The 15,222-nt window shown below is 52.7% G+C and carries 8 protein-coding genes; 2 read left to right on the top strand and 6 right to left on the bottom strand.

All coding sequences use genetic code 11. The features are described 5' to 3' along the window. Positions 1-77: 77 nt before the first annotated feature. Positions 78-1,049 carry a DUF6807 domain-containing protein gene (locus tag ACO1NT_RS01620; RefSeq protein ID WP_449046614.1) on the bottom strand — a complete coding sequence of 324 codons (972 nt, stop codon included), beginning with the start codon at positions 1,047-1,049 and terminating at the stop codon, positions 78-80. A gap of 214 nt (positions 1,050-1,263) precedes the next feature. Between ACO1NT_RS01620 and ACO1NT_RS01615 the strand changes: the two genes are divergently transcribed. After that, complete coding sequence (locus ACO1NT_RS01615) at positions 1,264-2,733, top strand: serine hydrolase domain-containing protein (protein WP_449046612.1); 1,470 nt, start codon at positions 1,264-1,266, stop codon at positions 2,731-2,733. Between the two features lie 14 nt (positions 2,734-2,747). Here ACO1NT_RS01615 and ACO1NT_RS01610 read toward each other — a convergent pair whose 3' ends face one another. The 5 genes from ACO1NT_RS01610 to ACO1NT_RS01590 all read right to left on the bottom strand — a co-directional run bounded on the left by ACO1NT_RS01610 (position 2,748) and on the right by ACO1NT_RS01590 (position 8,852). After that, on the bottom strand, positions 2,748-4,223 hold the full coding sequence (locus tag ACO1NT_RS01610; RefSeq protein WP_449046610.1) for a M14 family zinc carboxypeptidase: 1,476 nt from the start codon (positions 4,221-4,223) through the stop codon (positions 2,748-2,750). Positions 4,224-4,234: 11 nt separating this feature from the next. After that, a complete protein-coding gene (locus ACO1NT_RS01605; protein ID WP_449046608.1) occupies positions 4,235-5,251 on the bottom strand; it encodes a S66 peptidase family protein in 1,017 nt (338 codons plus the stop codon). 19 nt (positions 5,252-5,270) lie between these two features. Beyond that, a complete protein-coding gene (locus tag ACO1NT_RS01600) occupies positions 5,271-6,605 on the bottom strand; it encodes a dihydroorotase (RefSeq protein WP_449046606.1) in 1,335 nt (444 codons plus the stop codon). A 70-nt stretch (positions 6,606-6,675) separates the two neighbouring features. Next, complete coding sequence (locus ACO1NT_RS01595) at positions 6,676-8,208, bottom strand: glutamate racemase (RefSeq protein ID WP_449046605.1); 1,533 nt, start codon at positions 8,206-8,208, stop codon at positions 6,676-6,678. 161 nt (positions 8,209-8,369) lie between these two features. After that, a complete protein-coding gene (locus tag ACO1NT_RS01590) occupies positions 8,370-8,852 on the bottom strand; it encodes a hypothetical protein (RefSeq protein ID WP_449046604.1) in 483 nt (160 codons plus the stop codon). Positions 8,853-9,147: 295 nt separating this feature from the next. Between ACO1NT_RS01590 and ACO1NT_RS01585 the strand changes: the two genes are divergently transcribed. Then, entirely contained in the window at positions 9,148-15,219 is a 6,072-nt protein-coding gene (locus ACO1NT_RS01585) for an alpha-2-macroglobulin family protein (protein WP_449046603.1), read from the top strand. Positions 15,220-15,222: the final 3 nt, after the last annotated feature.

The following is a 15,222-nucleotide window of genomic DNA, read 5'->3' as shown; positions in this document are numbered from 1 at the left end:
GCGCGAGTCGTCCGTAATAAAAAACCAAATTTCATCGTTGTTCTATAAGTTTTTGTTTCCATCAAATATCAAGCGGATTAGTGGGCGAAAGACTGCCATAACTGCTCGGCTTCATCGGCCGATAACGAGCCGTCGAAAACAACAAGCCGGTATTGCAAAGTATACGCTTTACCTGCCTCCAGCACCCAGTCCATGTTCTTGGTGGGCGAAAAGTTGAAAAACTGATCTCCCCGGCCACCATTGGCGTCTACCGGCCATATACGCACCGGCTCCGGAAAATTATAATTATCGGGATGGGATAGGAAAAGCACACCGCCCCTACTATCTCCCAATTGGCCGGACATGATGGTCCAACGTTCGAGCGACCCATCGGCATCCTTGCGGGTTTTACCGGTAGATGTAAGTACACCACTGTTCTTGTTGGTCCATTCGGGGGTAGCCCGGAATCCCAATCCGGCGTAACGGTATTCCTTGAGCACCACATCAGCATCGGTTACGGGAACCAGCGTAGACCGGATGTCCATCGCGTAGCGATTTGCATCCAATTGCGAAATTGCGATACGCCAATTTTCCCTCATGATGACGGTCTCCCGGCCGTCGTCGAAGACGACGTGATCGTGCACCGCTTCAAAGCCAGCATGCTTCGTATCTTGGAAAATTTCGGCAAATTCCACAAAGCGCACTGTCCCCTTTTTGTCGCCGATGTTCCACAGATCATACATTTTCCCTTTGTATTCCACATGTGTCCACGGGTTCCACAGGCCATAATGGTGGTAGTGGTCTGCCGGCTGGATATGGGTAAGCACTTTGCCCGAAATGGTCTGCAGGGGATGGATGTATCCGGCACGACCATAGGCGGCATCCACGCCCGGCGGCGGGGGTTTTACGGTGTATCTATACGTAACTAACGGATTCCCCTCCCGATTGCTCAGCACGAGTTCGTCAGCACCTTTTACCGCCGAATACGGCTTGCCGCTATCTACCGTCTGTCCAACAGCACACGAAACCCCACCACCTAGACACAAAAAGCCAACTATTGTTTTCCACATCGACATTGTAATAGATTTATAAATAATTCAACGATAAAGTTATCAAAAATCTGCCTGATTGGGTCATCTGCTTTTTTTTGCCAACGGTCTAAATCCGCTATTCGGTGATTTAGGGGTTGTTCAACCGTTATACTAAAAATCGCTAACTTTGATAAACATTCAATCCTTCATTATGCTAGCCATACAAAAAACTTTAAAAAGCAGTGTATTTTCGATGCTAATAGCCATGTCCGTCACGGGGAGTTATGCGCAAATGGGTGATGCCCCTCGTCGCTTCCACCGGGCTGCCCGCGTTATCGATAGCATTTACGACGCCTTTGCAACCAAACATCATTCTCCGGGCTTGGCATACGCCATTGTGTACCGGGGCGAGATGGTGCATATGGGCACCATGGGTTATATCGATATGGAGCGACAGATTGCCGTAACGCCCCAGTCGGTATTCCGTATCGCATCGATGACCAAAAGTTTCACGGCCGCAGCCATCCTACAGCTGCGCGACGCCGGTAAACTCCGCTTGGATGACCTTGTGACCGCCCATATACCGGAGCTTAAGGCACAACGCTTGCCGACAACGGATTCGCCCCCAATGACCATCCGCCAACTGCTTACCCATACCGCCGGCCTCCCGGAAGACAACCCATGGGGCGATCGGCAGCTTGAAATCGACGATATGGAATTCCTAGCATTGATACGCAACGGCTTCTCCTTTTCCAACGCACCGGGCGTGGCCTACGAATACAGCAATACCGGCTATGCGTTGTTGGGCGAAATCATCAGGAGGGTCTCCGGCCAACGGTTCGATGCGTATATCACCACCCATATCCTTAAGCCGCTCGGTATGGGCAATACTTATTGGGAATATAAGAATGTGCCAGACAGCCTGTTAGCCATTGGCTACCGCTGGGTGGATGAAGAGTGGGTGAAACAACCCATGCTCCATGACGGTGCTTATGGCGCTATGGGCGGATTGATGACCTCCATCACTGACTTCGCCAACTACACAGCACTTCATCTCGGTGCGTGGCCGGCACGCGATGGCGATGACGCTGGGCCGATTCACCGTTCGTCCCTTCGAGAAATGCAACGACCGTGGGCCTTCAACAGCCTATCTACCAGTAGCGGGTGCCCGATAACGTCGGCATATGGCTACGGACTGCGGTGGACGCAAGATTGTGACAACATAACCACGGTTGGCCACAGTGGCGGACTGCCTGGCTTCGGTAGCAATTGGTTGATATTACCCGATTATGGGTTGGGTATCATCTGTTTCAGCAACGTCACTTATGCCCCCACGACAGCAGTGAACACCCAAGTGGCCAAGGAAGTCATCAAATTGACACAACTGTTACCACAGCCCGTGGCCGTGAGCGCGGTGCTGAAGCAGCGACAACAAGAGCTCATGGGTTTTCTCCCGGATTGGGAAGGTGCCGAAGAGAGCGATATTTTTGCCATCAATTTCTTTCTCGACAACTATATCGATAGGCTCCGAGCGGAAAGTACCGCAATATTCGCCAAAGCAGGCAAACTGGGAAAGGTGCATGAAATCGTGGCCGAAAACGGCCTACGTGGTACCTTCCTCGTGGAGGGTGAGCACAGCGACATACGGATACATTTCACGTTGAGTCCCGAGCGTACCCCGCGTATCCAACAGTTTGCCATCCGATTGGTCGATCATCATTGAAAATCGACCCCTCATTATTGTACGTAGTTTTTAAACGTTTCCCGTGGCGTGGTCGAGAGATCGATCAGGTAACCGTTGACCACGGCATACACCGGTTTACCTTCTTTCGCGAGGAAAAAATTAGCTGCCCTACCCAGATGTGGGCTAGCGGCACTGGGTGCTTGCTCCGAAAAGGCCACCAACGGCAATCCATGGAAACGACCCTCGGGCATCTTTGCCAATTGGATCGCACAGTACCCCTGCCTCAACAGTTCCATCGCCTGCGCCAACGACACCTCATCAAGGTGGTCATATACCTTGGGATAAATCTTGCCCGGCATGAAATGGAGGCCTACGGCATCCAATTCGGTATAACCGAAATTTTCACCCAGATCACCCACGTCGCTGATGCTCGACTGTACATAATAGTCACGATCTACCGTACGCTCATTGCGGTTGATGGACAAATCAACGGTATACTCCATCGAATCGCGCGAAACGCTTACGTGCCGTAGAAGAACATCCGATAGTTTGGCATCGCTATACGGAATCGACTTATAGGTTTCGATGTCATATTGCGCATAGCTGCCCTGGGCAATTTCAATAAGCGCATTGAGGATGGCCATAAAATTTAGCTTACGGATGAATTGTTTTTCAGGGTCTCCTTTGTATCCCCCCGACTCGATCAGCACGGTGCGTGTACCCCAGGTTTGGAAGTTGTCGCCGAACGCCCGCGGCGAGTAGGTATCGTCATATTTTGCAACACCCCCCGGCACATAGCCCTGCAACAGCTGGTTGATACCGGCGGCGATCTTCATTGCATCGCCACGCACGTCGTTGACTTCACGCTCGGCATTGTATGCGGGTGCCAGTAGCGCGATGGTGACGGGTGTGGGTGTACCGGGCATATTGTAATAAATATGCATGTCGTGCAGGTTGAACCCATAATCGGGATCCACGGTTTCCGCCGCATTAATCAGTATACGTCCTTCCACGGTGGCTCCCGAACGGGCATCGCGGTTGAGATCCACGTCCATCGCATTGCGGCGTGTGTATACATCCGCACCGTCGGGGTTCAGCATGGGGATAAAATAGAGGCTGGTCTTGCTTTTCAGCAAGTTGCGTATGCTGTCCATACCATCGCCTGATGCTTCGAGGAAGTTAAACAGATCCATCAGGGCCATGGTGGCGGTGGGTTCATTGCCATGCATCTGCGACCATAACATCACCCGCTTAGGGCCGTTGCCATACCGCAGTTGATAGATGGGCTTTTTGAGTACGGAAACACCCAACTTCGTGACCTCGAAAACCTCACTCCCCTGCCGTTTCAGAATAAGCGGCTCGATGTCGGCATGTTTGAAGCGACGGTGCCTGATAGACGCTTCGCGATAGGTTTCATAAGCCTTTGCCAGCATGGCCGTATCCGGCTCATAAATCATCCAGCTTTGGCCTACCCCTTCGCAGGCCGTCGAAATCAAGACAATAGTCAATAAATGGATAACAAGCTTCATGGTAAAATTAACTAGCCTGCGGCAAAAATGTTTTCAACAACGTGGATAGACCCTTTATCCGCGTCTATCCGTACCCTGGCGCCCACGGGCAGGATAAACTGCTCATCCATATGTCCAATCAGTGCACCCTGATAGGCAGGGATGCCCAGCGGCCTGATATAGTCGTCCAATATCTGGTCCAATGTCAACGAGTTGCCTGGATTCGACGCTTCGCAATCGGAGCACCGTCCGAAAACGAACCCTTTGATACGCTGCAGCGCACCCGATAGCGCCAATTGGCTGAACATCCGATCAATGCGGTACGGTTCCTCTCCAATATCTTCCAGAAAGAGGATACTATCGGAAAAATCGGGATAATAGCGGGAGCCCGCTAAGCCGGTCAGCACGGTAAGGTTGCCTCCCAGCAATTTTCCTTCGGCCGTTCCGGGATTCAGCGTTCGAACCGGGCGCTGATTGGCAGCATACACAGGTGGTTTGCCTTCAAAGAAGAGCGCTTCGAATTGATTGAAGACCATGGGTGTCCATCTGCTGTTCGCTACGGCACCATGGAAACTGATCAATCCCGTTTGCGTATGGATAGCCTGATGGAATGCCGTAATGTCGCTGTAACCCATAAAAATCTTCGGATGGCGCGCTATGAGCCCGTAATCCAACTTATCGAGTAGCCTAGCAGCCCCCGAACCACCACGCAAGCACACAATAGCCTTGACCTTAGGATCGGCAAACATGGCATGCAGGTCGGCAATCCGCTCTTCGTCCTTGCCGGCCAGGTATCCATATTTCTTGCCCACATGTTTGCCCCATTGGAGATGGAGACCCAATGCCTCGATGTTCGCTTCAGCGATACCATACCCCTCGTCGTCGACCAGTGCCGACGACGGTGTGATCACGCCCACGGTATCGCCTTTGCGAATAGTAGGTGGAAGGATGGATGGCCGGTAATGGGGTACGAGCGCCGGACCGCTGGTGGACACCGGCAATGCTGCCATGCCCAGGCCCAATGTTTTGATAAAGGTGCGTTTATCCATATTTGCTTTACGAATGGAGCTAGCGATCAAACGATAGCCGTTGGCCGCTGCCTTTTTCCAATAATTTTCCCTCTTCATATACTAACTGCCCCGATACCCAGGTGTGGGTGACCGTTGAGGCAAATGTGTGCCCTTCAAACGGCGACCATCCACACTTCGAGAGGATATTATCCCGGCGTACCGTATACGGTCTTTCGAGGTCGACCAACACGAGGTCGGCCCAATACCCTTCACGGATAAAACCGCGCTCGGCCACTTGGAAGCAGGTCGCCACATCGTGGGCGGTCTTCTGCACCAACTGTTCGAGCGTCAGTCCGCCATCGTGGTACATATCCAGGAGTGCTTGCAGCGCATGCTGCACCAATGGGCCGCCTGAAGGGGCCTTGCTATAGGGTTGTGATTTCTCCGCCAATGTATGCGGTGCATGATCGGTGGCGATAACATCTATTCGTCCATCAAGCACCGCCGCCAATATACCTTGGCGGTCGGCCGCTGTCTTCACAGCCGGGTTCCATTTGATAAAATTACCTTTTTCTGCGTAATCGGCATCGCTGAACCACAAATGGTGGATGCATGCCTCGGCGGTGATCCGTTTGCTGGCAAGTGGCACACCTTTTTCAAATAAGTGGGTCTCTTCCGCTGTGGAAATATGTAGGATGTGGAGCCGCGTACCGTGCTTTTTGGCTAGGTCTACCGCCCGCGAAGAGGAAATATAGCATGCTTCGGCCGACCGGATGAGGGGATGCATATCGGGCGTGAGGTTATCGCCATAGGTACCTTCATACCGAGCCAAATTCTGCCGGATGGTGACTTCATCTTCGCAATGCGTGGCGATGAGTATGGGCGAATTGGCAAAGATGCCTTCGAGCGTATATTCATCGTCCACCAACATGTTGCCTGTGGATGACCCCATGAACACCTTGATACCACATACGCGTTGCGGGTCGGTACGGAGCACTTCATCAATGTTGTCGTTGGCAGCCCCCATATAGAAGGAATAGTTGGCCAGCGACTGCCGCGCGGCGATATCATACTTATCTTGCAGGAGCCCTTGTGTGAGCGTATTGGGAACGGTATTGGGCATTTCCATGAACGACGTAGTGCCACCCGCCACGGCCGCCCGGCTTTCGTGCCAGATATCGGCCTTGTGGGTGAGTCCCGGCTCACGGAAATGCACTTGGTCATCAATCAAGCCCGGCAGCAGATGCAGCCCCTCGGCGTCGATTTCGACAGCTGATTTCTCTTCTAACTGGGGCGCGATTTTTTCGATACGTCCATCGACAATCAATACATCACACGATTTAATCGTTCCTTCATTGACAACGGTTGCTGCCTTTATAATGGTTTTGGACATGTATGGATCTTTTTGCAAACTTACCTAAAGTTGGATGAATAAATAAATACCGCCGGGCATATACCTGGCATCAGCGGATGCGGTTTACCGCAGGTAAGGCTACCGTTTTATCACTCGTATTGCTGAATGTACGGATCAACCCGAATGTCTCGGGGATCTGTTCGCCCATGCGGCCGAGCGTTTCTGCGGGGATATTAGCTTTGCTAAAAGGGACCACTTTAACATATTCCTGGATTTCACCGACATTGCGCCCGTACTTATAAGCGTAGGTGAAATGCCCTTTCCCGTCGGTTTGCACTTCGTTATTGTGCATGTTGGGCACCGCGATATAGAACTCGCTGCTGTCCACGCTTCCGCTCGGATTGAACTGTGCGTTCTGGGCTAGGTAGCTATGCAGTTCCGCGGCTACGTTTTCGGCGGGATCGATCAATTGTATCTCCGGGGCCATCACATGGCGGTACACATATTCACCATCCCGTTGGTAGGCATACAACTCATCTAATGTACGGCGGATATCGCCCGTGAGATATGGATAGTGGGTACAACCGAGCACCAATGCTTTAAGCGGATGTGCACCAGCGGTAGTACGCAGCTGTTCCAGCAAGGACACCAAGTGGTAACGGATGTAATTATCGGCGGAATTGATCTGCAACACATTACAGTCTTCGCCACCTCGGGAGCCACACAACATTTTGTTGCCCGAAAAATCAAACCTGTAACTGTCCATCAACGCTTTTTCGATGGGATACTGGCCATGGTTGAACGACGGCCCCAAATAATCTTCACGGGGCTGGTCGGCAACCGAACTGATAAAGCCCGGTTCACGGTCCACCGCTTCGGCCACCCCGTACCCCCCTTGGTTGTATATCTGGATGTCGCCGCGATAGCCCAGGCGGTCCTTCCATTCCATGATCGTACGCTCGTAGCCCTTCGAAGCAATGGTACCCACAGTGGCGAAGACGCCGATGGCACCATCTTCGTCTTTTTCAAATACGTCCAATACACCGCGTGCGCCGGCATCGATTACCCCAATGACCGGAATATCCAATCCGGATTCCTGGATGAGGGCTTCCACGTCTTCCTTGGCATATGCTGTGGCCGTATTGCACGCAATGACAATGGCCTTTACCCGTTGTTTACCTGTTACAAAGTTAACTGCTGACGCATCGGGATAATATTTCTCCGACAGCAGGAATTGAGCATCTTTCAATACGTGCTCAACCAGCAAATCCGATTTACGCTCGCTATAGTAGTTGCCATAAGGCATATTGGCTTGGTCTGCAAGGTAAATGAACTGCTCTTTACTGAAATCGGGGTGGCCGTCGCCGCCGGTTAGCTGGCTTTCGTTGTCATATGCATCATATCTCACCAAAGCATCCATCACGGTCAAACCACCCGTACCGGAATCGAAGATGCCAATAGGAAGGGTTTCATCTGTGGGGTAATCGTGTACATCCACATAGTAGAAGCTAGTGGTGTCTTCCAATATGGCATGGATCATCGGGTCGAGCGAAGTGGCTGTATCGGCCCGCTTCTCCCCGCTTGTACACGATACAAGGACATACGCAACGGCAATAATGGCTACAACTGGGTTTGCCTTCATGATGGAGTTTGCTTTACACAAACTTAGCCAAAGCTGTTTCGAAATACAACTTTAATTGCAACGTTTTAAAAGAGAAAGGGCACCGAGTAATCACTCGGTGCCCTTATCCAAAAATATACGGGCTTCCTAATAAGCCTGCGTTCGATTCATCAAACTTAGGTTTATAGGGGCATATTAGCCATAAATTGCACATTCAATGCGCCGATGTTTAGCCCCACCATAAACGATGGCATGGTTTGGGCAAATACCCAAGCGTTATTCCTACGGTACACATATCCGCGCCGATACGGGTCATAATAAGTACGATATTTTGGGAAATACACATATTCGCTATGGTGGTGAAAACGTTCGCCATAGTACCAATCATCGTGATCGCGATAGCGGTATTTGTGCTGCTTCGCATACTTGCGGTATTCACGATCGCGTTCTTCATAATATTTGCGATATTCGCGATCGCGCTTTTCCGCATGCTTCCAATATGCTTTCTCCTGCTTATGAAAAGCCTTGGCGTGCTTATGGTACTTCTTGGCGTACTCTTTTCCATGGTTGCCCCGATGGCCATTGCCCCGGCCCTGCGCGTCGGCTTCTAGCGTTGTGCCCGCGACAACTGCGAGGGCAGCGATTCCAATCAATAACTTGTTCATAGCATCAATCTTTTACGTACACATTCAATTTACTACTCGTAAGACAACAGAAGTGATGCCAAAGTTTAATGTCTATATGTAACGCATCGATTACGTAAGCCGACTATGCGACCTCCTGTTCGAGGGTTGCGATCTTGGTGCTTCATTTCGCTGAAAATTATTTCTTGATGCTTTATGGAATCCGACACCCTGTCGCATCCGTACGACAAAATGCGTCTACAGCATGACCGCATTTAAGACGATTTAAGTAAGTTTGCAATAAGCAATCGATTTGAAAAACAAACACGACAGCACAATGATCCGCAGTTTCTTTTCCGTACGGACGACGATTTTAGTCCTCTCCGGCACACTCTTCCTAATGGCTCCCTCCATGGCACAACAGCACCACAAAGGCGACCCCTTCCAAAAAGAATGGACTACCATCGACTCCCTGTCCTTTAACGGGCTACCAAAATCGGCAATGGCCATTGCCCGAAAAATCAAAGCTGCGGCACAACAGCGGGGCGACAATGCCAACACCATCAAGGCCACGTTATTTTTGATCGCCAAAGAGGCATTGACAGCAGAAAATGAGTCGACATTCGCCATTCAGCAAGCCGATTCGATGATCCGGGTTTCTGACGGTCCGGAAAAGGCGTTATGGCAGAGCATCGCTGCCGAACTTTACTGGCAATACTATCAACGTAACCGGTGGACTATACTGGACCGTACGCCCATCCTTGGCGAGCCGCCTGTCGATATCGCCACATGGGATGCTGCCTCATTGATTGCCAAAGCCAGCGACCTGTACCAAGTGTCCATCCTCAATAGTGAAGCCCTTAAAGCTATCCCCGTGGAACGCTACGCACCCATGCTTACAGAGGGAATAAATACACGTCGGCTGCGGCCTACCTTATATGACCTCCTCGCTTTCCGGGCCATCGGCTTCTTCCAGAACGACGAGAAAGATGTGATCAAACCGGCATACCAATTCCAAATCGACGGGAAGCTATGGTTTGAGCCGGCCGCGCGGCTGGCCGAGGTAAAGGTGAACCCAGCCACCCCCGAAGCGCTGCATTTCCGCGCTTTACATACGTACCAACAGTTATTGGCCTTCCACTTGGATGACGAACAGCCCGACGCACTCATCGATGCCGACCTGCAGCGCTTGCAGTTTGTGCACCAATATTCCATCCACCCCGATAAAGACAGCCTCTACCGTGCGGCATTGCAGGCACTTGCTGCGCGCTACGCAGATAGCCCAGCGGGAGCGCAGGCTGCCGTCACGCTGTTCCAATTCGATTTCAACCAATCGCAGGGCAAAGACTCGATAGACCGCCAGCATATGCTTCGACAGCTCGACGCACTCATCGTGCGCTTCCCCGGTTCGGAAGGTGCCCGAAATGCCGAACAGCTCCGCTACATCCTGATGAGCAAATTGCTGCAGGTGCAGACAGAAAGCGTATTGCTGCCGGCGGAAAACAGCAAGGTCCTCATCAACTACCGCAACCTGGACAAAGTTTACCTGCGGATTTATCCTTGGCCAACCGGGCTCACCAATACGCAGCGCGACTTGAACAATAGCACCACGAAAAATAAGCTACTGCGTGGCAAGCCGCTGTCGTCGTGGCACACGGCATTACCGGGCAGCGAAGACCTATATGAACACCGTACGGAAATCAAAGTAGACCCCCTGCCTACGGGTCGCTACCTGCTCGTGGCCTCGGCGACGGCCGACTTTTCGTCGGATAAAACAACCCTGTCGGTTGCACCCATCCAGGTATCGTCATTGAGCCTCCTCACCAACAATCTAGAAAACCAGCATCTGTTGTTTGCGTTGCACCGCAAATCGGGTATGCCCATCCGAGGGGCGAAAGTAACGTTCCTCGACGAGCATTGGGACAACACCTTCAATGCATATAGATACGAAGTAGTGGGCAAAACAACCACCGATGAGGACGGCAAAGCAACCATCCATGTAGAAAACCGCCGGCAGAACATCCGCCGCATTGTCCTTTCTTCACATGGCGATACGCTGCGCACCGACGGTTATTTCGGTTCGTATCGTGCTGAAGACGAAAATGAGGTAACGGCCAGCTTACATACGTTCTTATTTACCGACCGCGCTATCTACCGGCCGGGCCAAACGGTGTATTTCAAGGGGATTGTCGTTGAAAATGCTGCCGACGGGACGACCAACCGGGTGATGGCCGACTATGCCACCGAAGTGACCCTCCTTGATGCCAATGATCAGGAAGTGGCTTCCATGGAGCTCACCACCAACGGATATGGTTCGTTCTCTGGCAAATTCATCGCGCCAGCAAGTGGACTTACCGGCCAAATGCATATCAAAACCGCGAACGGTAACGCGTACTTTGCGGTCGAAGAATATAAACGGCCCAAATTTGAAGTGGTATTCGACACCTTAAAAGCCAACATCGCCCTTAACGAGGAAATCACCCTCAAGGGACATGCCGCCGCCTATGCCGGCAGCAACATCGATGGAGCCGCAGTAAGGTACCGCGTGGTCAGGCATGCACGGTTCCCTTATTTCTGGGCCGCTTACCGCTGGGGGCAGCCGCAGTCGCCGCAAATGGAAATCGCCAATGGCACCGTACAGACCCAGGCCGATGGTTCGTTTGAAGTGACGTTCACCACCATCCCCGACAAGCAAATCGACCCGCACACGTTACCGGTGTTCATGTACAGCGTGTATGCCGATGTAACCGACATCAATGGCGAGACGCAAAGCGGCAGCCAGACAATACAGGCGGGATACCGTTCCTTACTGCTCAACGCCTCCATGCCCCGGCAGCTTGATGCGAGCCAGGAAAATCGGCTGACCATAACTACCCAAAACCTGAATGGTATCCCCACACCGGCCGACGTGGCCATATCCGTTGCACCGCTCACCTTTCCGGGCAAGCTGTACCGCGAACGGATGTGGGAGAAACCCGATCGGTATACCATGACCGAACAGGAGTTCAGGCAGCTCTTCCCAGATGATGAGTATGCCAATGAATCCAATTACATGAGTTGGGCTACGGGCGAAACGAGCTGGTCGACCGCACTCCACACCGCAGAACAGCAGGCAGTGGAGGTCCCCGCCTCGGCCTGGCAAACGAAGGGATGGCATGTAATTACCCTGACCACGGCCGACCCACGGGGCAATGAAATTATCGAGAAAATATATACCTACGCCGCTAAACCGGCAACGGATGCCAAACCGCAACAGCCCTTGTTGGTATGGGCGAATGAAAGCTCGCTGGAACCGGGCGAGGTGTTGGACCTTACCGTGAAAACCGGCTTCGACAGCACTTACGTGTTGGAGACAAATACCGATGTGAAGCCTGAATTCACGACCTTTTCCGAACGTAGACAGATAAACCGTTCCATCGATGAAGACGACCGCGGCGGTCTGGGTTTTACGTGGTTGTATGTACATAACAACCGAGTATACCAGGGCACCCAGCGGGTGGACGTACCCTGGTCGAACCGCGACCTTCAACTGGAATGGGCGACCCACCGCGACAAATTGCAACCGGGGGCTGCCGAGGAATGGCAGTTGACCATCAAAGGTAACAAAAAGGAAACCATCGCGGCTGAGCTACTGGCGGGCCTATACGATGCGTCGCTGGATGCGCTGAGGCTGCATCGCTGGAACTGGAACCCGCTGACGCCCAACCGTTGGTTAGGGAACCCGTGGGGAACCCATTGGACATTCAAGACCGTTACCGGCAACCCGTGGTTGAACAACATCGATGGTGCACGACCTACCGACTACGAAAAGCGGTATGACGAGTTACTCAATTATCCCGCAAAGCAGCTTTTCCGCAATAAAAACATCATGATCCGGGGTCTCGGGGGGGCTGCCCGGGGGGTAGCGGTACGCGAAGAGTCCCTAAGTGCGGCAGCACCCAACGCACAGCAAGATGCAAATCAGCTCAATGAAGTCGTGGTCGTGGGCTACGGGACACAAGAGAAACAGGCCATTGTTGGCTCGGTAGAGACCGCGGGGACCGTGGAGACCGGACAGCCAACCATCTCCCTGCGCACCAACCTGGAAGAAACGGCGTTTTTCTTCCCCCAGCTGCAAACGGATGCCGAGGGCAACGTAACCTTCAAATTCACCATGCCCGAAGCACTCACCGAATGGAGGCTGATGGCTTTCGCCCACACGACCGACTGGAAAACAGGCTTCCTGGAAGGGAAAATCAAAACCCAGAAAGACCTGATCGTGATGCCCAACCTGCCCCGCTTTTTGCGGCAGGGCGACCAGATCCGCTTCAGCGCAAAAGTGAGCAACATCAGCACGGAGACCCTGCGTGGTACGGCCTACATCGAACTGCTGGATGCGACGACAGGACAACGGCTTTCTGCCCTGAACAGTGGCCTGGACGACCAGTCCTTCGCGGTAGCAGAACAGCAAAGTACCGATGTTGCTTGGACATTCGCCGTTCCAGACAGCCTCTTCAACGCCGTGGTGGTACGCATCTCGGCCAAAGCGGGCAACTTTACCGATGGTGAAGAAACCACACTGCCGGTGATTACCAACCGGATGCTGGTGACCGAAACCCTACCCCTGCCCGTACGCGGCAATACCTCCAAAACCTTTACACTGGATAAACTGGCGAACACCACGAGCGATAGCCGCGTAAACCATGCCCTTACGGTGGAGTTTACGGGCAATCCCGCCTGGTATGCCGTGCAGGCACTCCCTTACCTGATGGAGTACCCCTATGAATGTGCAGAACAAACCTTCAACCGGTTCTATGCAAATGCCTTGGCAGCCCACATCGTTGACCAGGCACCACGGGTGAAAGCCATCTTTGAACAATGGAAAACCAGCGATACCACCGCCCTCCTTTCCAACCTGGAGAAAAACCAGGAACTCAAATCCGCGCTTTTGGAAGAGACACCCTGGGTGATGGAAGCAAAGAGTGAACGGGAACAAAAACACCGGATTGCCCAGTTATTTGAAAACCACAAACTGGCGCAGGACCTCCAGCAAAACTTAGCCAAACTGGCGGAAATGCAGCTCAGCGACGGCAGCTTCCCCTGGTTCCGCGGCATGTCTAGCAATCGCTACATCACCCAATACATCGCTACCGGTATCGCACGCCTGCAACAGCTCGGCGTGGAGGCCGCCCACACGGAAATTGCAAACGAAATCCTAGCGCAATCGGTGGATTACGTAGACCGCGAAGTGAAGAACGACCACGACTACCTGGTAAAAAATAAAATGGACCTCAGCAAGCGACACCTACGGTACACCCACGTGCAGTACCTCTATATGCGCAGCCTCGTGCCGGATTTACCGATACGTTCGGACAACCGCACGGCGTACGATTACTTCCTGGGGCAGGCCGCCGACTACTGGAATGCCTTCAACCCGTACCTGAAAGGACAGTTGGCGTTGGCGCTACACCGTGCCGACCATACCGAAAAGGCCGCGGCCATCATGGCTTCGCTACGCGAAACCGCTGTGCATAACGACGAACTGGGCATGTATTGGAAAGCCATGCCACATGGCTATTGGTGGTATGAAGCACCCATCGAAGCACAAGCATTGCTTATCGAGGCGTTTGCCGAAGTGGCAGACGACCAACAAGCGGTGGACGACCTCAAGGTGTGGCTCATCAAGCAGAAACAAACCCTACACTGGAATACCACCAAGGCGACCGCCGACGCCATCTATGCCCTGCTCTTGCAGGGAAGTGACTGGTTAGTGAACGAGCCGGACGTAACGATCACCTTGGGCAACGAAACCATCCGCTCTACCGAAACGGAAACCGAAGCGGGCACTGGCTACTTCAAAAAGCGGTATGAAGGCCCTGCTGTGACCGCCGACATGGGCAACATTGCGGTAAAAGTGGCTAAAGCCGAGAATGAGGGCGTCGCCTGGGGCGCGGTGTACTGGCAATATTTCGAAGACCTGGATAAAATCACGAATGCCGAGACACCATTGAGCTTGCGTAAGCAGCTTTACATCCAGCGGAATACTGACCGCGGCCCGGTGTTGGAAGAAATCAATGCCAATAACCCGCTACAGATAGGCGACAAGGTAACCGTTCGGATCGAGCTGCGCGTAGATCGCGACATGGAATATGTGCACCTCAAAGATATGCGGGCGGCCTGTTTCGAGCCCATCAACGTATTGAGCGGTTACCGCTACCAAGGTGGGCTGGGCTACTACGAAAGCACGCGCGATGTAGCGACCAACTTCTTCTTCGACTACCTGCGCAAAGGGACTTATGTGTTCGAATACCCGGTATTCGTGGCGCAGGCGGGCGACTTCTCCAATGGCATCAGCACCATCCAATGCATGTATGCGCCGGAGTTCAGCAGCCATAGCGAAGGGATAAGGGTGCAAGTGAAACAAAAATAAGAG

Source organism: Parapedobacter sp. (assembly GCF_053550995.1).
This window is presented reverse-complemented; position numbering and strand designations above follow the sequence as displayed.